This is a genomic window from Mitsuokella apri, assembly GCF_047974105.1.
GTDB lineage: Bacteria > Bacillota > Negativicutes > Selenomonadales > Selenomonadaceae > Mitsuokella.
Map to the genome: position 1 here is coordinate 370,782 of NZ_JBHYRS010000002.1, position 19,550 is coordinate 390,331.

Here is a 19,550-nt window from a genome sequence, read left to right on the forward strand (position 1 = left end):
TCGCTTTTAGGCAGGCAAATCCTTCTTTTGGGCGTGACTTCTTTCCGCGCCGATTGGTCCTGTTTCACTGCTTCCCCGTGGTGTTGGTGTTTTTCATGACCCACGCAAAAGCTTTGGCCGTGCGGAGTTCTGGTTCCTTGAAGTGATTGCCCGGATTCATTTCGAGCATGCATTTTAAGGGCTGCGCCTGCAGCTGGGTGTAAATGGCGCGCAGTTTGTCTTCGACGGCGGCCATAACGGGATTGCGTGATTTATGTTCCTTATCGCCAAGGCTCAGATAGACGGCAGAGGTCTTCAGGACGTTTTTCTGCACGTACTCGTAAAAATCGGGGAACCAAACGGACGGCGAGGCTGCGGCAATGCCGCAGAATATGTCGGTCTGCGCCGCTGCCCAGAGTGCGAACAGCCCCGCGAGGGAATAACCGCCAAGGTAATATTTTTTGGACGGATCGGCGAGGATTGGCTGTATGGCCTTCCATGTTTCTTTGGCCCTGCCGCCGAAATTTTCCCTGCCAAAGACGGCTGGTGCCGGCCACGGCGACAAATCGTCATTCCACGAATCGACTTTTACCGCTAGGAAAGAAAAGTCGAGGTTGGTCATGCCGCGCAGCAGTGCAATTTCCTGCTCAATGCCCGCAAAGTCATGGTCGCCGACGAGCTGGATGAGGACGCTTGCGGCCTCGGGGTTCCCGTATGTATATATTTTCATCTTATGGAAGCCTCCTTATAAATTTCCTGACACCAAAAAAAGCTGCCCGAAGGCAGCTCTTTTTTATGGAAAGAATCCATCAGATCATGTCGTTTTTGATCATGTATTCGGCGATCTGCAGGGCGTTAAGGGCAGCGCCTTTGCGGATCTGGTCGCCGCAGACCCAGAAGTTCAGGCCGTGCTCGATGGATTCATCCTTGCGGATGCGGCCGACTTCGACGTCGTTCTTGCCGGACGTGAAGAGCGGCATCGGGTAGATCTGCTCGGCCGGATTGTCGCGGACGATGGCGCCTGGGAAGGCATCGATGGCCTTGCGGGCGGCTTCAACGCTGACTTCATCCTCGAACTCGACGTTGACAGACTCGGCATGGCTGCGGTAAACCGGTACGCGGACCGTCGTGGCCGTGATGCGCAGGCTGTCGTCTTCGAGAATCTTCTTCGTCTCGTTGACCATCTTCATTTCCTCTTTCGTGTAGAGGTTGTCGTAGAAGACGTCGATCTGCGGAATCAGGTTGAAGGCAATCTGATAGTGTTTCGGGAATTTGGCACCCGGCAGGATGTTGGCTTTGACCTCGCGGCCGGCAACGATATCCTGAACCTGCTGCTCGAGTTCGGCCATGGCTTCCTTGCCGCCGCCCGAAACAGCCTGATACGTCGAAACGACGATACGCTTGATTTTCGAGAGGTCATAGAGCGGCTTGAGGGCCATCATCATGATGATGGTCGAGCAGTTCGGGTTAGCGATGATGCCTTTATGACGGGCAATGGCCTGCGGGTTGACCTCAGGAACGACGAGAGGAACCTCAGGGTCCATGCGGAAGGCACTCGAGTTATCGATGACGACGGCGCCAGCCTTTACGGCAGCCGGTGCAAACTGTTTGCTTGCAGCACCGCCGGCGAACAGAGCGATTTCGACATCCTTGAAGGAATCGTCCGTCGTCTCCTCAACCGTGTACTCTTTGCCCATGAACTGGATTTTCTTGCCAGCGCTGCGCTTCGAAGCGAGCATTTTGAGGTTGGCGAAAGGGAAATTGCGCTCCTCAATGAGGTTGAGGAATTCCTGACCGACGGCGCCCGTTGCGCCAAGGATTGCTACATTGTACTTCTTCATTGCCATCGTTCCTTTCTGCGATGTGTTTGGCTTTATAAATAAGATAGAAATGAAAAACGAGATGGGAAAATCAGTCGAGCAGTTTGTCGAGGCCGACCGTCAGGCCCTTAAGGGAACGGACCTTCTTGGCCGCGAGCACGACACCCGGCATGAAGGATTCGCGGTTCATCGAGTCATGGCGGATGGTCAGCGTCTGGCCGAGGCCGCCGAAAATGACTTCCTGATGGGCGACATAGCCCGGCAGGCGCACACTGTGGATGTGCATGCCCTCGTAGTCGGCACCGCGCGCGCCCTTGAGTTTCTCGAACTCGTCGGGGTTGCCCTGCTTGTGCTCCTTGCGGACTTCTGCAATCATCGCAGCCGTCTGGATGGCCGTGCCCGAAGGGGCGTCGAGCTTCTTGTCGTGATGGAGCTCGATGATTTCGACGTCCGGCATGTATTTTGCAGCCTGACGCGACATGACCATGAGCAGCACGGCGCCGATGGCGAAGTTCGGTGCGATAAAAGCCGGCGTGTTGTTTTCCTCAGCAGCTTTGGCAATTTCTGCCTTCTGCTCATCGGAAAGGCCCGTTGTGCCGACGACCGGCGACGTGCCGTGTTTGAGTGCCGTCATGACATTGCCAAAGACAACGTCCGGACGCGTGAAGTCAACCATGACTTCCGGTTTCTTGCGGTCGAGCAGGGCTGCAAGGTCCGTCTCCACGAGGATGCCGTTTGCCGGCAGGCCGACGAGCGAGCCCGTGTCCGCACCGCCCTTGATATCCACTGCACCGACGAGCTCAAGGCCCTCAGCTTCCTGTACCGCCTTTAAGACTGCCTGCCCCATGCGGCCGCAGGCACCATTTACGATTACCGTAGTCAAAAATATGCGCCTCCTGTAAGCGTCAAAAGATATTGCTATTGTATAGCATGTCCGCCATTCGTGTCAAGTGGTCCACTTCAAAAAGACGAAATTCCTTAAAAAGGAACCATTTTCTACCTCAGGTTTCCATGATATGAGCGAATTTTTCCTTGTACTGCAGCATGAGAGCGGGCCTTATAAAGTCGAGGTCGCCCTTGCTCCTGAGCGTCGCTTCGGCTGCCTTGTGCGCGGCAAGCAGGATATCGATATCCTCGGGCACGCGCGCGATCTTGAGGTCGGGGAGGCCGTGCTGCAGGGAGCCGAAGAACTGGCCCGGGCCGCGCAGCCTGAGATCCTCTTCGGCGAGTTTAAAGCCGTCATTCGTCTCCGCCATGATTTTGAGGCGTTCGCGGGCATTTTCCGTCTTGCCCTCGGATACGAGGATGCAGTACGAAGCGTATGGCCCGCGCCCGATGCGGCCGCGCAGCTGATGGAGCTGAGCAAGGCCGAAGCGTTCGGCGTGCTCGATGACCATGATGCTCGCGTTCGGCACGTTGACGCCGACCTCGATGACCGTTGTCGAGACAAGCAGCTTGATTTTGTTCTCGTAGAATTCCTGCATGACGCGCTCTTTTTCAGCGGCCGGCAGCCTGCCATGCACGAGGCCGCACGGAATGCCGCGGAAAATGCCCCAGCGCAGTTCATCATAGACCTCTTCGGCCGAGGGCAGGTCGCTTTCCTCGTTCATCTCGATGAGCGGACAGACGACGTAGGCCTGACGGCCCGCTTCAATCTGACTGCGCACGTAGTTGTAGATGAGTTCGCGCCGGTCGGGACGCCGCACGAAGGTGCGGATGGGCTGACGGCCCGGCGGCTGCTGCTTGATAAGCGAGACGTCGAGGTCGCCGTAAACCGTCAAAGTCATCGTGCGCGGAATCGGCGTCGCCGTCATGACGAGCACGTCAGGAACATGACATCCCTTTTTCTCGAGCTCGGCGCGCTGCGCGATGCCGAAGCGGTGCTGCTCGTCCGTGATGACGAGGCCGAGGCGTGCAAAATGCACGTCCTTTTGAATCAAGGCATGCGTGCCGATGACGATATCGACTTCGTGCGCGGCGATGGCCTCATACATCTCGCGGCGCTGTTTCGGCGTCAGATGGCCCGAAAGAAAGCCGACGCGGGTGCCAAACGGCGTGAGCTTGGCCGAAAGATTTTCGTAATGCTGCGAGGCAAGGATTTCCGTTGGGGCCATCATGGCACCCTGCCAGCCGTTTTCGACGGCCTTGACGAGCGCGAGCATCGCGATGACCGTCTTGCCCGAGCCGACGTCGCCCTGCACGAGGCGGCGCATTGTCACGGGCCGCTCCATATCGCGGCAGATTTCCTGCCAGGTCTGCTGTTGGTCATGGGTCAGCGTGAAAGGAAGACTCTTATAGACCTTCTGCACGAGCTCTCCGTTTGGCTGAAAGCGGATGCCAAGGCTCGTCTCCTGCGACTGCTTTTTGAGGAGCAGCAGACCGCACTGGATGAGGTAGAGCTCCGAGAAGGCCAGACGATAGCGGGCTTTCTTGAGCTCTTCACCGTTTTCGGGAAAATGCACGGCCTGCAGGGCTTCCCTGCGTCCCAGCAGGTGATAAGCCCTACAGATGCTCTCGGGAATCATCTCCGGCAGTTCAAGGTCTTCTTTCAGCACTTCCTGCAGAAGAGTGCGGAAGAATTTCTGGTTGAGCCTTTCATTTGCCGGATAGACGGGCAGGATGCCGCAGAGCCCTTCAGGCTGCTCTCCCTTGTCGAGCACCTGAAAGTAATGCAGCTGGCTCATGGCGAACGCGCCCTGCCCGCCGTAGGCGTATGTCGGCTTGCCGCTGACAAAGACGCGCCGGCCGATTTTGAGCTTATTCTTGAGGTACTTTTGGTTGAACCAAGTGACCTGCAGCATGCCCGTGCCATCGTTTAGGAAGGCCGTGAGAATCGAAAGGCCGCGCCGGCCCGACTGCTCATGGAGATTGACGATTGTCCCGGAGACCGTCGCGACTTCGCCTGCGTGCAGGTCGGCAATGCGCGTCAGGACACTCTGGTCCTCGTAGGTGCGCGGAAAATACGTCAAAAGGTCGTAGACCGTCGCAATGCCAAGTTTATTAAGCTCCGCTTTTTTCTTGGGGCCTACCCCCTTGATATACTGCACCGAATCCGTGAGCTTCATCGCTTGTTCTTCCCCTTTTCTTCCTAATTATATATCCATTGTACCACAGCAGCCCTTTTCCGGGTACAAAAAAGAGCCCCCGCAGGGACTCTTCTTTTTTATTTATGATGCGTTTGGCAAACGAATCAAAGCTGCGGGCCAGCTGCAACGAGGCCTTTGCCGATTTCCGTGTTGGCATACTTCTTAGCGAAGTTGTCGATGAACATCTGAGCGAGTTTCTTAGCTCTCGTATCCCACTCGGACTCGTCTTTGTAATCCCACTTGGATTTGGACGGATCTTTATACGTGTCTTTCGGATCGAGGACTTCCGTAGCAACGCCTTCGAGCTTCGTCGGGATCTCGAGACCGAAGTACGGGATCTTCTTCGTCGGAGCTTCGTTGATAGCACCGCTGTGGATAGCATCGATGATACCACGCGTATCTTTGATGGAGATACGTTTGCCGTAGCCGTTCCAGCCCGTGTTGACGAGGTATGCTTTCGTGCCGTTAGCCTTAACGCGCTTTACGAGCTCATGAGCATATTTCGTCGGCGGCAGTTCGAGGAATGCCTGACCGAAGCAAGCGGAGAACGTCGGAGTCGGCTCCGTGATGCCGCGCTCCGTACCAGCCAGCTTGGACGTGAAGCCGGAGAGGAAGTAGTACTGCATCTGTTCCGGAGTCAGGATGGAGACCGGCGGCAGAACACCGAAAGCATCAGCTGCGAGGAAGATAACGCTCTTAGCAGCCGGAGCAGCGCTGCGGTCGTTTACGAAACCTTTGACCGTGCTCTTGATGTGGTCGATTGGATAGGATACACGCGTATTCTCCGTGATGGACTTATCCGAGAAGTCGATCTTGCCGTTCTCATCGAGGACAACGTTCTCGAGCAGGGCGTTGCGTTTGATAGCACCGAAGATATCCGGCTCGGATTCAGGGTCGAGGTTGATGACCTTTGCGTAGCAGCCGCCTTCGAAGTTGAAGATACCATCGTCATCCCAGCCGTGCTCATCATCGCCGATCAGCAGACGTTTCGGATCCGTGGACAGCGTCGTCTTGCCCGTGCCGGAGAGGCCGAAGAAGATAGCCGTGTTCTTGCCCTGCTTATCCGTGTTGGCGGAGCAGTGCATAGCAGCGATGCCCTTGAGCGGCAGGAAGTAGTTCATCATGGAGAACATGCCCTTCTTCATCTCGCCGCCGTACCAGGTGTTGATGATAACCTGCTGGCGCTCCGTGAGGTTGAATACAACAGCCGTATCGGAATGCAGGCCGAGCTCTTTGTAGTTCTCAACTTTTGCTTTGGAAGCGTTGAAAACAACGAAGTCCGGTTTGAAGTTTGCTTCTTCTTCCGGGGTCGGTTTGATGAACATGTTGCGTACGAAATGTGCCTGCCAAGCAACTTCAACGATGAAGCGGACAGCCATGCGCGTGTTCTTGTTTGCACCGCAGAAGCCATCGACAACGAAGAGGCGCTTGTTGGAGAGCTCTTTCTTAGCGATGTCTTTTACAGCAGCCCAGGCTTCTTTCGTAGCCTTGTGGTTATCGTTGTGGTAAGCTTCGGAATCCCACCAAACCGTGTCATGCGAAGTCTCATCATCAACAATGAATTTATCCTTAGGAGAACGGCCCGTGAAGATACCAGTCTTAACATCAACAGCACCAAGTTCGGAAACCTGGCCTACTTCGTAGCCCGTCAGGCCCTCTTTCGTCTCTTCCTGGAAGAGCGTCTGATAACTCGGGTTGTAGACAATCTCTTTTACGCCCGTGATACCGTACTGACTAAGATCGATGTTTGCCATTTGCATTCAACCTCTTTCATAAATTTTGGTTCTGAAAACCTCTTGGGACATTCACACAAAACTCCCCGCTCCTCACCATAAAGCGTTACAAAAGAAAGGATTTTCTTTTTGCCCTATGGAAATCGCTGTTCATTTTCATGTGATATCCTCAACACAGTTATTATATTAACTTATCCATTCATAAATGTCAAATATTTCTTTGCACATTTTTTAACGTTTTATTTATTGGTATTATTCCCATTTGCTTCCATAAAAATAAGAGAAATAACGCCTGAAATTCGCGTCATTTCTCTTATCTGTTTTACCCGATTTTACCCGATGCAGTTATTCTGTTTTAGAAGAAGCGAAAGCCATGACGGCATCTTCCATCGTCTCGGGTTCGCAGACGCCGTGGTGGCGGATTTCCTTCGTGCGCAGGGAGGCAAGGCCCTCCGGGGTCTTGTCTTCGTTGCGCGCCTGCAGCTCGTCAAGCAGCGTGAACTCGTCGACGCCTTCGGTCTTGACGCCGAGGGCCTCAAGGACGCTGCCGTTGAACTTATACGGGCTGGCCGTCGAGACGACGACCATGTGGTGCTTATCCCCCGTTGCCTGCTGGTATTTTTCCGCTACGCTCCAGGCAACGGCCGTGTGCGGGTCAGCGACGTAATGCGTCTTTTCGTAGAGATTTCCGATGCAGTGTTCCGTATCTTCATCTGAGGTCCAGTCAGCCCAGAACGTCTGCTGGATTTTGGCGAGCAGTTCGCTGCCGACATCGTAGCGGCCCTGTTCCTGAAGCTCCTTCATCCAGCCGGCGACTTTGGCCGTATCACCTGTCATATGATAGAGCAGTCGCTCGAGGTTGCTCGAAATCAGGATATCCATCGACGGCGAAATTGTCTTAAAGAAGTCGCGCTCTCTGTCGTAAACGCCTGTGCGCAGGAAATCCGTCAGGACGTTGTTGGCATTTGACGCGCAGATGAGCTTGTTTACGGGCAGGCCCATGCATTTGGCGTAGAAGCCTGCGAGGATGTCGCCGAAATTGCCCGTCGGCACGGTGAAGTTGATTTCCTCGCCGGCTTTGATGGTTCCGGCAGAAAGAAGGTCGGCATAAGCGCTGAAATAGTAGACAATCTGCGGCACGAGGCGGCCCCAGTTGATGGAGTTGGCCGAGGACAGGCGGATGCCCTTCTTGGCGAGCTCTTCATTGAAGGCCTTGTCGCCGAAAATCATCTTGACGCCGCTCTGCGCATCGTCGAAGTTACCCGTAACGGCCGTGACGTTGACATTCTTGCCTTCCTGCGTGAGCATCTGCAGCTGCTGGATGCGGCTGACACCGCCCTGCGGGTAGAAGACCATGATGGAAATCTGCGGCACATCGCGGAAGCCCTCGAGCGCTGCTTTGCCCGTATCGCCCGACGTCGCGACGAGAATCAGGACCTCGTCCTTCTCGCCCGTCTTCTTGAGGGCCGTGCTCATGAGCTGCGGCAGGAGCTGCAGGGCCATATCCTTGAACGCACTCGTCGGACCGTGCCAGAGCTCAAGGACGCTCTTGTCGGCCACGGCCTTGACGGGAGCGCGCTTCACCGTATCGAAACGGCCGTTGTCATAGGCGCGCGTCACACAGCCTTTGAGCTCATCGGCCGTGTAATCCGTCAGGAACAGGCCGAGCACCTTCGCTGCGCGCTCTTCATAAGAAAGCTTCTGCAACCCTTCGATGAAGGCCATGTCAACCTGCGGCATCGCGTCAGGCACGAAAAGGCCGCCGTCGGCTGCCAGACCGCGGATGATGGCTCTGGCCGAGTCGAGCTTTTCGGCATTTCCTCTTGTGCTGCTGTATTTCAAAACAATCGCCTCTTTCTTTCCATTTATAAATGAATCAAACTATGCTAAAATGATAGCGGGCTGTCTGAAGTCAGCAAATCACTGCTTCATACAGCTGGACATTAGTCATTATATCATACAATTCCGGGGAATCCTATAGAAATCTGCAATTTGTCACCTCGGAAAATACGATTTTGACCATGTGTTTACACTCCTATCATAAGGATGAATATTTTTCACTGCTTCTGTAATATAGGAAAGGATGTTGAACTTGTTGAACATTGCCATGGCACAGATGGAAGTCATTCCGGGCCATCCAGACCAGAACACCGCCACAATCCTGCGCTTCATCGAAGAAGCCCGCCAGAAGGGCGCCGACGTCGTCATCTTCCCGGAGATGGCCGTGCCGGGCTACTTCCTCGGCGATACGTGGGAGCAGCCGGCTTTCCTGCGCGACTGCGAAAGCTACGGCCGCGACATCATTGCCGCCTCGAAGGACATCACGGTCATGTTCGGCAACGTCGCCGTCGACTGGCAGAAAAAGAACAACGACGGCCGCGTGCGCAAGTACAACGCGTTCTTCATCGCGCGCGACGGCGAGCTCGTGCAGCCCGACAACATGCCGTATCCTTACACGATAAAGACGCTCATGCCGAATTACCGCGAATTCGACGACACGCGCCATTTCTTCAGCCTGCAGAAGCTCGCGCGCGAGCTTGGCACGACGCCTTCCAAGCTGCTCTCGCCGGTCACGCTCAAAATTCGCGGCGAGCATTACCGCGCCGGCTGCCTACTCTGCGAGGACGGCTGGAGCGACGATTACGAGTTTGCGCCGTTTGAACTGCTCGAAGAAAAGGAACAGCTCGACTTCTACGTCAACATCTCGGCATCGCCGTACACGCTCGGCAAAAATGACAAGCGCAACCGCGTGTTCGGACGTCAGGCCAAGGAGGCCGGCGTGCCGCTCTTCTACGTCAACTGCATCGGCCTGCAGAACAACGGCAAGACCGTCTACACCTTCGACGGCTCGAGTACGGCCTATAATGAAAACGGCGCTGTCGTCAAGACGCTGCCAGAATATAAGGAAGAACTCACCATTCTGCCGCTCGCCAAAATGAAGGACATGCCGGCCGAAAAAGAGGCCGAGGAACCCGACATCGCGCATATCTACCGCGCCCTGCACTACGGCATCGGCCACTTCCTCGCCAATATCCACATGAAGAAAATCGTCATCGGCATCTCGGGCGGCATCGACTCGGCTGTAGCCGCGGCCCTTTACGCCAAGGTTGTCGGCCCGGAAAATCTGCTGCTCGTCAATATGCCGAGCGTCTTCAACTCCGCGACGACGAAGGGACTTTCGCAGCAGCTCGCGAACAACCTCGACTGTCAGTATATGATTGTGCCGATTCAGGAATCCGTCGACCACACGATAAAACAGCTCGAGACGACGCCGATGGTCAACCTCGCGACGGGCACGGAGTCGCATCTCAAGGTCTCGTCGTTCGTCGCCGAGAACATTCAGGCGCGCGACCGCAGTGCGCGCGTGCTTGCCGGCGCTGCCGCAGCGTTTGGCGGCGGCTTCACCTGCAACGCCAACAAGGCCGAGACAACCGTCGGCTATTCGACGCTCTACGGCGACCAGTCGGGCTTCCTCGCGGCGCTTGCCGACCTCTGGAAATTCCAGGTCTACGCCCTCGCCCATTATCTCAACGATACCATCTACGGCCGCGAAGTCGTGCCGCAGGGCATCATCGACATCGTGCCGTCGGCCGAGCTTTCTTCCGCGCAGAACGTCGACGAAGGCAAGGGCGACCCGATTAAATACCCGTATCACGATTTCCTGTTCCGCTCGTTTGTCGAGCGCTGGCAGAAAGCGACGCCTGAAGACCTGCTCACATGGTACGAGGCCGGCACGGTCGAGGAAAACCTCGGCTGCGAAAAAGGCCTCGTCGCGAAATACTTCCCGACGGCCGAAGACTTCATCAAGGACCTCGAACGCTGGTGGAACCTCTTCACGGGCATGGCCATCGCCAAGCGCATCCAGGCCCCGCCAATCCTCGCCGTCAGCCGCCGCGCCTATGGCTTCGACCACCGCGAGGCCCAGAACGGCGCCTACTACACGCGCCATTACCGCGAGCTCAAGAAAAAACTTCTGAGCAAATAACTTCATATTCTCTTTGCATGGACGTCCTACATCAGGGCGTCCATTGTCGTTAAGAGGGGCAGCATGACGGAGAGCACGAAGAAAAAGACGAGGCCGCCGACGAGTAAAATCAGCAGGGGCTCGGCCATGGCGCCGAGGCGCGCAGAGCGCTGCCGGACGGCGGTATCGGCAAAGGATGCGGCCCTGCCCATCATCAAAGCGAGCGTGCCCGCTGCCTCACCTGCCGCTAAGAGTTCCGTCAGGATGGCGGGACAGCATTTCTGCTGCTGCAGGCTCAAAGCGAAGGACTTGCCCGACTCCACCTGCCGGCAGATCTGCCGCAGATTTTCGCGCAGCGCAAGATTCGCGGGCACCTTTTCGGCCATATGCAGGGCCGAGAGCAGCGGCAGGCCGTTTTCCAGCATCGTCCCCAAGAGCTCGAAAAGCAGCCGCCACAGGGCGTACTGCTGCAGGGCACCGAAAAAAGGCAGCCGTAGGAACCAGCGATCAAAGAAAATTCGGCACTTTGGCTGCTGCCACAGGCCCCAAAGGAAACATACCGCAGCAGTCAGCAGTGCGAGCAGCAAAAGGCCATGCTCTGTAAAAAAAGCCATGGCAAAAAGCAAAAAACGCGTGGGCCACGGCAGTTCGACCTGCATATCCTGCAGCAGGCCCGCAAATGTCGGCATGACAAAGACGGCCATGAGCACGATGGCCAAAATGGAAGCGGCGAAAAGCGCGATGGGATAGAGCAAAGACGATTTTAGAGCCTCGCGCGCCTCATAGCGGTGCTCCTCAAAAGCAGCCAGTTTCGCAAAAATCGCCGCGAGTGAGCCGCTCTTCTCGCCGGCTTCGACAAAACCGCAGAGAGCAGCCGGAAAAAGCTCCGGATGCTGCCGCAGCATTTCGTGAAACGGCCGGCCTGCCATGATGCCGGAGAGCAGCTTTTGCAGGCTGCGGCGATAAGCAGAATCCCCGTCGGACTGCAATAGCATCTGCAGGGCCTGATGGATGGGAAGACCGGTCTGCAGCATGACCGCGAGCTGCCGCACAAAGACGATGCGCAGTCTGCTGTCCAGCCGCCGATGCCAAAATGTCCTGCCAAACGATGACAGCAGTCTGGCTTTTTCTGCCCGCGGCCCCTGCTGCCCATAAGAAAAGTTCTCCGCCTCTGTTTCCTTCTGTCTCAGTGAGGCAATCCAAAGCCCCCTTCTGCGTATAAGGCCTGCCGCTTCGCGCTTGTTCCGCGCCTCGACGCAGCCCTCGAAGAATTCGCCGCTGCGGCTGCGCGCTTCATAAATAAAAAAGCTCATAGTATTTCTCCTCTGAGACTGCATCGCACTTCTTCATAAACAGCAGCGGACAAAAGCCCCTGCTGCCAAAGCCTCTGCAGTGCGAGGCCGCGCGTCTGCATATGTTCCCTTTGATGACTCATCATCGCGCCCTCGAGCTGGCTGTACCGGCCCTGCCGAATCAGGCTGCAGACAGCGGGCTCACGCAGAAGGACCTCGACGAGCGGCACGCGGCCGCCCGCGCGCGCCGGCAGGAGCTGCTGCGCAAAAACGGCCGTAAAGACCTCCGCGATTTCCGCCCGCACGATGGGCTGCTGCTCAGGCGGGTAGAAATTCTCCATGCGCCGCACGGCCTCGGCTGCCCCGCGCGTATGCAGCGTGCCGAGCACGAGAAGCCCCGTCTCGGCTGCCTGCAGGGCCGTCGTCATCGTCTCGCGGTCGCGTATCTCGCCGACGAGCAAAATGTCGGGCATTTCACGCAGGGCACTGCGCAGAGCGCCGGCAAACGAGGAAAAATCCCGCCCGAGCTCGCGCTGACTGATAAAGCACTTTGCCGGCGGAAAGACATATTCAATCGGGTCCTCCAGCGTCAGAATATGAGCCGCACGCTTTTCATTCACGGCCTGCAGAAAGGATGCGAGCGTTGTCGTCTTGCCCGAACCCGTGCTGCCCGTCACGAGCACGAGTCCCCTTTTGGCCTCTAATAAATCATAGAGGGCCGCCGGCGCATGAATTTCCTGCAGAGAGGGAATTTTTTGCGGCAGGAAGCGCAGGACAAGGGCCAGATGATTCTGCTGCTGATAAAAATTGCCGCGCAGCCGCTGCCCAGCAAACGTCAGCGAAAAGTCGACTTCCTGCCCACGTGCCAAGCCCCGCTGCTGGCCGGCGGTCAAAAACGTCTGGGCCAGCTGCTCCATAAAATCATCCTTTAAAAACGCATCCTCAAAAGCAGGGGCAGCACCATCGGCCGGCACATCTGCCTGCGATGATTCGGCCCCTGCCGGCAAAGTGACTTTTTCCAGCAGGCCGTTTCTGCGCAGGAAGGCAGGCTGTCCAGCCGTAAGGTAAAGGTCACTGGCCCCATCCTGCAGAGCCCGTTCCAGCAGCTTTTGCCAAAGAGTTTGTCCATTTTGTTCCAACGTCTCAGCCGCCATAGAGCACCCTCCTGACTTCCGAAAGCGACGTGACGCCCTGCCCCGCCTTGCTGATGCCGTCTTCCAGCAGGCTCTTCATGCCGCTTTGACGCGCGAGCTCCTCCATCCTGCGCCGCGGAATGCGCTGCAGGATGCCTTCGCGCACGGTATCGTCAGGCACGAGGATTTCCGCGAGCAGGGTGCGGCCAAGATAGCCCGTGCCGTGACACATTTCACAGCCACAGCTCCGGTAGAATATGGCGGGCAGTTCCGCTGCGTTCGCGCCTCCCCCTGCTTCCTGTCCTGCCAGCAGCAGAAGGGATTCCGCTTCCCTCCTGCCTGCCGGATCCACTTCGCGGCAGTGCGGACAGAGCCTGCGCACAAGGCGCTGTGAAACGATGCCCGCCAGCGTCGCCGCGAGAAGATACGGCGCAATGCCCATCTCGAGCAGCCGGTAGATGACGGCCACCGCATTTTCCGTATGAATGGTCGTCATCAGGAGGTGCCCCGTCAAGGCAATGCGCACGGCCATGGCCGCTGTTTCCTCGTCGCGTATTTCGCCGAGCAGGATGCCCGTGACGTCCTGCCGGAGCACGGCGCGCAGTCCCGCAACATACGTCAGGCCGGCCTGCGCGTTGATCTCCACCTGGTTAACGCCTGCGAGAAGCCGTTCGATGGGGTCTTCCAGCGTGACGAGATTGCGGTCGGGCGTATTGAGCTCGGCCAGGGCTGCGTAAAGAGATGAAGTCTTGCCTGAATTCATCGGGCCGCAGAGCACCATCATGCCCGAAGGGCGGTGAATGAGCCCGCGGAATTTCTTTGCATCCTGCGCGGCAAAGCCGAGTTCATCGATGCTCAGAAGCTTCCCTGACATATTCATCAGGCGCATGACCATGACCTCGCCATGTGCAGCCGGCAGCGACGAAACGCGGATATCGGCGGTGAGTCCCGCTGTCTCGAGGTGAATATGGCCGTCCTGCGGCAGCTGCTTTTTGGCGATATCCATGCCGGCCATGACCTTGAGGCGCGAAACGACGGCCTGCCCGATGATCTCGGGCATCTGCATGACCTCCTGCAGGATGCCGCTGACGCGAAAACGCAGGCGGATGTTCCTTTCCTGCGGTTCGATGTGGATGTCACTGGCCTGCAGCACGGCCGCCTGCTGCAGGATGAAATCCACCAGCCGGATAATGCTCGAAAATGACGGTTCCGCACTCAGCCCGCCGGCCTGCAGCAGAGATTTTTTCTCCTGTCCCCGCGCTCTTTCCTGCCGGACCGCCGGCACGCCGCCATAACGCACCTCATGCACAGCCTCGCGCACGAGATTTTGCCAAAGTATCTCCTTTTCTTCCAAGAAAAGCACCCCTTTCGCTCATCTGACCTTCTTTCTTTTTATTTTCCGACTTCTGACGCTTTCTGTTCGCTTCATTCATTTGATTCGTTTCTTACTGCTCATCTTCGCGCCCAAACGCCAAAATCCTTTATTTTCAGAAAAATAAGCAAATGGCTTTCTCCCCATGACATACAGGCAAAAATATACATTTTTTCTGTAATGGTGTAAAGCAAAATCAGCAGGCAATAAAAAATCCGAGGCATTTTCTGCCCCGGATTTTTGTCGTGTTCAGTGTCCGCTTGCCTTATTTCATGTTATTGGCCTTTCTCTGCCTTTTGTCCGCCAGCATAGAGTTCCCGATATTTGCGCTCGGTCATCAGGACTTTCCTGACGTATTCGCGCGTTTCCTGATACGGGATGGCATCGATATCATGAAAATCGGCCGGCCAGCCGTTTTCGCGAATCCATGCCTGCACATTGCCGCGGCCCGCGTTGTAGGCTGCGAGTGCCAAGACGTCATTGCCGTCAAATTCGCGCTGCAGCGAACGCAGATACCAGATGCCGTAGCGGATATTGCGCTCCGGCTCGTGGATGGCATCGATGGAATACGCGTTATCATCGAGCTGGCCCGCAATCCATTCCGCCGTGTCCGGCATGAGCTGCATGAGCCCGATGGCCCCGCGGTGCGAGTGCACGCCATCCTGAAATTTGCTTTCCGTCTTGATGACGGCCGCCGCGAGATACGGGTCGACATGGTAGCGGTCCGCATACTCCTCGACGGTATCACGGTAAGGGAAAGGGTAAAGATATTGGCGCTGGAACGACTCGGACGACCAGACCATGTAAATGGCAAAAGCCAGGCAGGCCAGGCTGCTGACCAGGATATAAAGGTATTTGCGGCCCGTGCGCCTGCGTGCCTTCTGTACGCGTTCCAAAAAATCAGATTGATGCAGCTGCATGTTTTCCCTTCTCACCTTCTCGCTTTTCTCCTGCTGACTGCTGCCAAAGTTTTACGAGCTGCTGCCGGAGCTCTGCTGTGTTTCCTGTATTATCGATGACGATATCCGCGCGCTTTCTCTTTTCTTCAATAGAAAGCTGCGCTTTGATGCGGTTCATGGCTTCCGTGCGGCCGTAGCCATTCCGGGCCATAAGCCGTGTGAGCTGTACGTTCTCCGGCACATAGACAAGCCAGACTTCATCGAGATGGTTCTGCCAGCCCGACTCAAAGAGCAGCGGGATATCGAGGACCACGGCCGGCAGACCTTCCGCTTCCGCCTGTGCCATCTGCTCCTGCAGGGCTCTGCGGATCAGCGGATGCGATGTTTCATTGAGCCATCGTTTCTCAGCAGGACTTGAAAAGACGAGCCGGCCAATCGCCCTTCTGTCAAGGCGGCCGTCCCGAAAAACGGCCTCAGGGCCGAAGTGGCGGACATACGCCTCGTAAAGAGGCTGTCCTGATGCCGTCAATTCATGCGCCACGGCATCGGCGTCAAGCACGCGCGCCCCGAGCTCCCGCAAAATGGCCGCGGCCGTGCTCTTGCCGCTCGCAATGCCGCCGGTCAGTCCAATGCGCTTCATCTGTCGTCTTCTCCTTCCCGCTTACCCGCGGTCCGACGGGGCTGGCAGTGCGGGCAGAAATGCGTGCCGCGGCCGCCAAGCGTAAATTTCTCAATCCGCGCACCGCAAAGTCGGCAGGGCTCACCCTCGCGGTGATAGACAAAGAGATGCTCCTGATGATGTCCATGACCGCCCTCGCCGTTGCGGTAATCGCGGAACGTCGTGCCGCCGTCCCTCAGGCCATCCTGCAGGACACTGCGCACGGCCTTTTGCAGCCTTTGACATTCCTCCTTCGTCAGGCTCGCCGCCGGGCGTCCCGGAAAAATGCGCGCCCTAAACAAGGCTTCGTCGGCATAGATATTGCCGATACCGGCCACATGGCGCTGGTCTAAAAGAAACGATTTGATGGGCTGTTTCCTGCCCTTGACGGCTGCTTCCAGATAGGCGGGCGAAAAATCCGGTGAAAGGGGCTCCGGTCCCAAAGACGCAAGTCCCCTGATGACCGCATCCTGTTCGTCCGCTCTGAGGCCGTAAAGCCTGCCAAACGTGCGGATATCAGCAAAGACCAAAAGGCCCCCATCCGACAGGGAAAAAATAACCCTCGCATAGGGGTCGTCCGTCCTGCCCGACGGCTCGTAAACGAGGCTGCCCGTCATGCGCAGATGAAAAAACACGCGGCTGCCGCTCTTAAAATGCATGCAGAGGTATTTGCCTCGGCGCGAAAAACTCTCGATGACCTGATTCGTCACGAGCCTGACAAAATCTGCAGGCTCCGGACGCTCGATCTGCTGCGGCCGCAGGATGCTGACATCCTCGATGAGACGTCCGCGCAGGGCAGTATCGAGATAACGGCGGATGACTTCGACCTCTGGCAGTTCCGGCATAACGGCTCCCTCTTCCCAACAAACTTCCCAACAAACAAAATCATAAAAAAGTCATATAAAACGGTTACTTGGCCTCAGCCCAGTTCCTGCCCCAGTGAATGTCGATGACGAGCGGTACGGAAAGTTCGACGACGTGTTCCATCGATTCTTTGAGGATGGACTGGACCGTCTCGAGTTCTTCCTCCCTGACTTCGAGCACGAGTTCATCATGGACCTGTAAGAGGATGCGGCTCTTGACGCCGGCTGCCTGCAGCTTATGATAAGCCGCAATCATCGCGAGTTTGATGACATCGGCGGCCGTGCCCTGAATCGGCGTGTTCATGGCCATGCGCTCGGCGAGCATGCGCTGATTGAAATTGCGGCTCTTGATGGCCGGCAGCTCGCGGCGGCGTCCGAACATCGTCGTGACATAACCCGTCTCATGGGCCTCGGCGACGACCTTGTCCATAAAGTCCCTCACGCCCGGATAACGCTCAAAGTAGCGGCTGATGTATTCGCCCGCTTCTTTGCGCGATATGTGCAGATTGCGCGCGAGGCCGTAGTCGCTGATACCGTAGACAATGCCGAAATTGACGGCCTTGGCATGGCGGCGCAGCTCCGGCGTAACCTCATCAAGAGGAAGGCCAAAGACCTCCGCAGCCGTGCGCGCGTGAATATCCTGATTGCGCCTGAACGCATCGATGAAGCTCTCATCGCCCGACATATGCGCGAGCAGGCGGAGCTCAATCTGCGAATAATCGGCCGAGAGCAGATAATCGTAGCCCTCCCCCGGCTCAAAGAGAGCTCTTATCATGCGGCCTTCTTCCGTGCGCACGGGGATGTTCTGCAGGTTCGGGTCCGAGCTTGAAAGTCTGCCCGTCGCCGTGACCGTCTGGTTAAAGCTCGTGTGCACGCGGCCCGTGTCCTCGCGAATCAGCGCGGAAATGCCGTCAAGATACGTCGATTTGAGCTTGCTCCAGAGGCGGAAGGCAAGAATCTGTTCAATAATTGGATGCTCATCACGCAGACTCTCGAGGACTTCGGCATTCGTCGAGTACCCCGTCTTCGTCTTCTTGCGCGCCGGCAGGCCAAGTTCCTCAAAGAGGACCGTGCCGAGCTGTTTGGGCGAATTGATGTTGAAGGTATGGCCGGCCAGCGTGTAGATATCCTGCTCGATGCCCGTGAGCCTGTCGCCGACTTCCTGTGTCTTCTCGGCAAGATGGGCGCGGTTGACGTAAACGCCGTTCTGTTCCATCGCGGCGAGGACCTCGACAAGAGGCAGCTCGATGGTCTCGAGCAGATGCATGAGCTTTTCCTCCTCGAGTCTTGCACCGAGCAAGGGGTAAAGGCGGCAGAGCGTCACGGCCTCCCATACGGCCTGGCTGTGCGAATCGACAAATTCTTCCGGCGCGGCTTCCTGCAGATATTTCAGCGAAAGCTCTGCAAGATTGTACTTCGAGCGCTCCGGTTCCAACAGATACGCGGAAAGCTCGATGTCTTCAAAATCCTTATAGGCACGGATGCCCGCCTGATCATAGCGTTTGAGGCCGAAGACGATAATGCGCTTGTCGGATTCCATGACAGAGAGCAGAGCTTCGAAGGCCTCGCTGCCCTTGCGGACAAAGCCGGCTTTGCTCTCTTTATCGTAAGGACCGGACGCAACTGCCATGCCTTCCAGTGAGGCAAACGGCGCCGCTCCTTTGAAAATACCCGAAACTGCCAGATAAACGGATTTTTCCGCTGCCTTCCGGACATCCTCCGCGCTCCATTCCTCATAGCTGAGGTCAGCGGCTTCGACACTGCTGAGGTCCAGCGTGATTTCCGCCGGTCCAAGAAGGTTCTGGAGATTCTTCCAGGCCGTGCGCAGTTCGTGTGCGTCGCAGAAAGACTGCATCTTTTCCATATCCGGCTTAAGTACATAGTCGGCCTCGGCAAATGTCAGGTCCGGCACGTGCAGTTCAATTGTCGCGAGCTCCTTTGACAGGCGTGCCTGCTCGGCATACGCCGTCAAACGCTCCTTGAGCTTCTTGCCCGAAATATCATCAATATGCGCGAGAACATTTTCGAGGGAGCCATACTCGAGCAGGAGTTTGGCGGCCGTCTTCGGGCCGACCCCCGGAATGCCCGGGATATTATCGGACGCATCGCCCATGAGGCCCTTGAGGTCAATGAGCTTGATGGGCTCAAAGCCGTATTCTTCCTTGAACACATCCGTATCGTAGGCCTTAATATTGGAAGTACCGCGTTTCGTAAAGAACACGCGCAGGTTCGGCCGCACGAGCTGCAGCGCATCGCGGTCGCCTGTGACGACGAGAACATCATAGTCCTTTGCTGCCGCCTGCGTGGCGAGCGTGCCGATGATGTCATCTGCTTCGTAATTGTCTTTTTCAAGGAAGGGCAGGCCCATGCAGTCCGCGAATTCACGCAGCAGCGGCAGCTGCGCGAGGAGCTCTTCCGGTGTCTTGTCGCGCGTGCCCTTGTAGGCCGCATAGCGCTCCGTGCGGAACGTATGGCGGCTTTTATCGAAAGCCAGGGCCATGAGGTCGGGCTTCTGCTCCGTCATGAGCTTCGTCAGCATATTCGAGAAGCCAAAGATGGCGCCGGTTGGCTGCCCGTGCGAGTCATTGAAATCGGGCAGTGCGTAAAAGGCGCGGTAAATCAGGCTGCTGCCATCGAGAACAATGAATCGTTTTTTCTGCTTTTTTTCACCGGCCGCTTGTTCCTGCTTCACATGGAATCCCCCTTTTGCATCTTCTCATTTGAAAAATTGACCGGAACCAGCCTCAAAGC

14 protein-coding genes are annotated in these 19,550 nt (G+C 56.7%); 1 reads left to right on the forward strand and 13 read right to left on the reverse strand.

The genetic code is table 11. The features are described 5' to 3' along the window. Nucleotides 1-64 precede the first annotated feature (64 nt). The 6 genes from ACE419_RS04700 to thrC form a co-directional block, all read right to left on the reverse strand. Entirely contained in the window at nucleotides 65-709 is a 645-nt protein-coding gene (locus tag ACE419_RS04700) for an alpha/beta hydrolase (RefSeq protein WP_435721198.1), read from the reverse strand. 79 nt (nucleotides 710-788) lie between these two features. After that, entirely contained in the window at nucleotides 789-1,820 is a 1,032-nt protein-coding gene (locus ACE419_RS04705; RefSeq protein ID WP_435721252.1) for an aspartate-semialdehyde dehydrogenase, read from the reverse strand. Nucleotides 1,821-1,890: 70 nt separating this feature from the next. Continuing rightward, a complete protein-coding gene (gene dapB, locus ACE419_RS04710; protein WP_432647061.1) occupies nucleotides 1,891-2,682 on the reverse strand; it encodes a 4-hydroxy-tetrahydrodipicolinate reductase in 792 nt (263 codons plus the stop codon). A 118-nt stretch (nucleotides 2,683-2,800) separates the two neighbouring features. Further along, entirely contained in the window at nucleotides 2,801-4,864 is a 2,064-nt protein-coding gene (gene recG / locus ACE419_RS04715) for an ATP-dependent DNA helicase RecG (RefSeq protein ID WP_435721199.1), read from the reverse strand. Between the two features lie 125 nt (nucleotides 4,865-4,989). Further along, nucleotides 4,990-6,639, reverse strand: a complete 1,650-nt coding sequence (pckA, locus tag ACE419_RS04720) for a phosphoenolpyruvate carboxykinase (ATP) (protein ID WP_432647063.1) — start codon at nucleotides 6,637-6,639, stop codon at nucleotides 4,990-4,992. Nucleotides 6,640-6,963: 324 nt separating this feature from the next. Continuing rightward, complete coding sequence (gene thrC, locus ACE419_RS04725; protein ID WP_435721200.1) at nucleotides 6,964-8,460, reverse strand: threonine synthase; 1,497 nt, start codon at nucleotides 8,458-8,460, stop codon at nucleotides 6,964-6,966. 250 nt (nucleotides 8,461-8,710) lie between these two features. Here thrC and nadE point away from each other — a divergent pair, with 250 nt between their 5' ends. Next, complete coding sequence (gene nadE, locus ACE419_RS04730; RefSeq protein ID WP_435721201.1) at nucleotides 8,711-10,603, forward strand: NAD(+) synthase; 1,893 nt, start codon at nucleotides 8,711-8,713, stop codon at nucleotides 10,601-10,603. A gap of 26 nt (nucleotides 10,604-10,629) precedes the next feature. On the opposite strand, the gene ACE419_RS04735 is transcribed toward nadE, so the two are convergent. The 7 genes from ACE419_RS04735 to polA all read right to left on the reverse strand — a co-directional run bounded on the left by ACE419_RS04735 (nucleotide 10,630) and on the right by polA (nucleotide 19,491). Further along, complete coding sequence (locus ACE419_RS04735; protein WP_435721202.1) at nucleotides 10,630-11,895, reverse strand: type II secretion system F family protein; 1,266 nt, start codon at nucleotides 11,893-11,895, stop codon at nucleotides 10,630-10,632. Next, nucleotides 11,892-13,028, reverse strand: coding sequence for a type IV pilus twitching motility protein PilT (locus ACE419_RS04740; RefSeq protein WP_435721203.1), 1,137 nt, complete (start codon nucleotides 13,026-13,028; stop codon nucleotides 11,892-11,894). Before ACE419_RS04740 ends, ACE419_RS04735 begins: the two co-directional genes overlap by 4 nt. After that, the gene (locus ACE419_RS04745; protein ID WP_435721204.1) at nucleotides 13,018-14,370 is read right to left on the reverse strand and encodes a GspE/PulE family protein; all 1,353 of its coding nucleotides are present in this window, start codon (nucleotides 14,368-14,370) and stop codon (nucleotides 13,018-13,020) included. Before ACE419_RS04745 ends, ACE419_RS04740 begins: the two co-directional genes overlap by 11 nt. A 284-nt stretch (nucleotides 14,371-14,654) precedes the next feature. Beyond that, nucleotides 14,655-15,299, reverse strand: coding sequence for a lytic transglycosylase domain-containing protein (locus ACE419_RS04750; protein WP_435721205.1), 645 nt, complete (start codon nucleotides 15,297-15,299; stop codon nucleotides 14,655-14,657). Further along, entirely contained in the window at nucleotides 15,280-15,918 is a 639-nt protein-coding gene (gene coaE, locus ACE419_RS04755) for a dephospho-CoA kinase (protein ID WP_435721206.1), read from the reverse strand. Before coaE ends, ACE419_RS04750 begins: the two co-directional genes overlap by 20 nt. Beyond that, a complete protein-coding gene (mutM, locus tag ACE419_RS04760) occupies nucleotides 15,915-16,781 on the reverse strand; it encodes a bifunctional DNA-formamidopyrimidine glycosylase/DNA-(apurinic or apyrimidinic site) lyase (RefSeq protein WP_435721207.1) in 867 nt (288 codons plus the stop codon). Before mutM ends, coaE begins: the two co-directional genes overlap by 4 nt. A 64-nt stretch (nucleotides 16,782-16,845) precedes the next feature. Continuing rightward, nucleotides 16,846-19,491 carry a DNA polymerase I gene (gene polA / locus ACE419_RS04765; protein WP_435721208.1) on the reverse strand — a complete coding sequence of 882 codons (2,646 nt, stop codon included), beginning with the start codon at nucleotides 19,489-19,491 and terminating at the stop codon, nucleotides 16,846-16,848. Nucleotides 19,492-19,550: the final 59 nt, after the last annotated feature.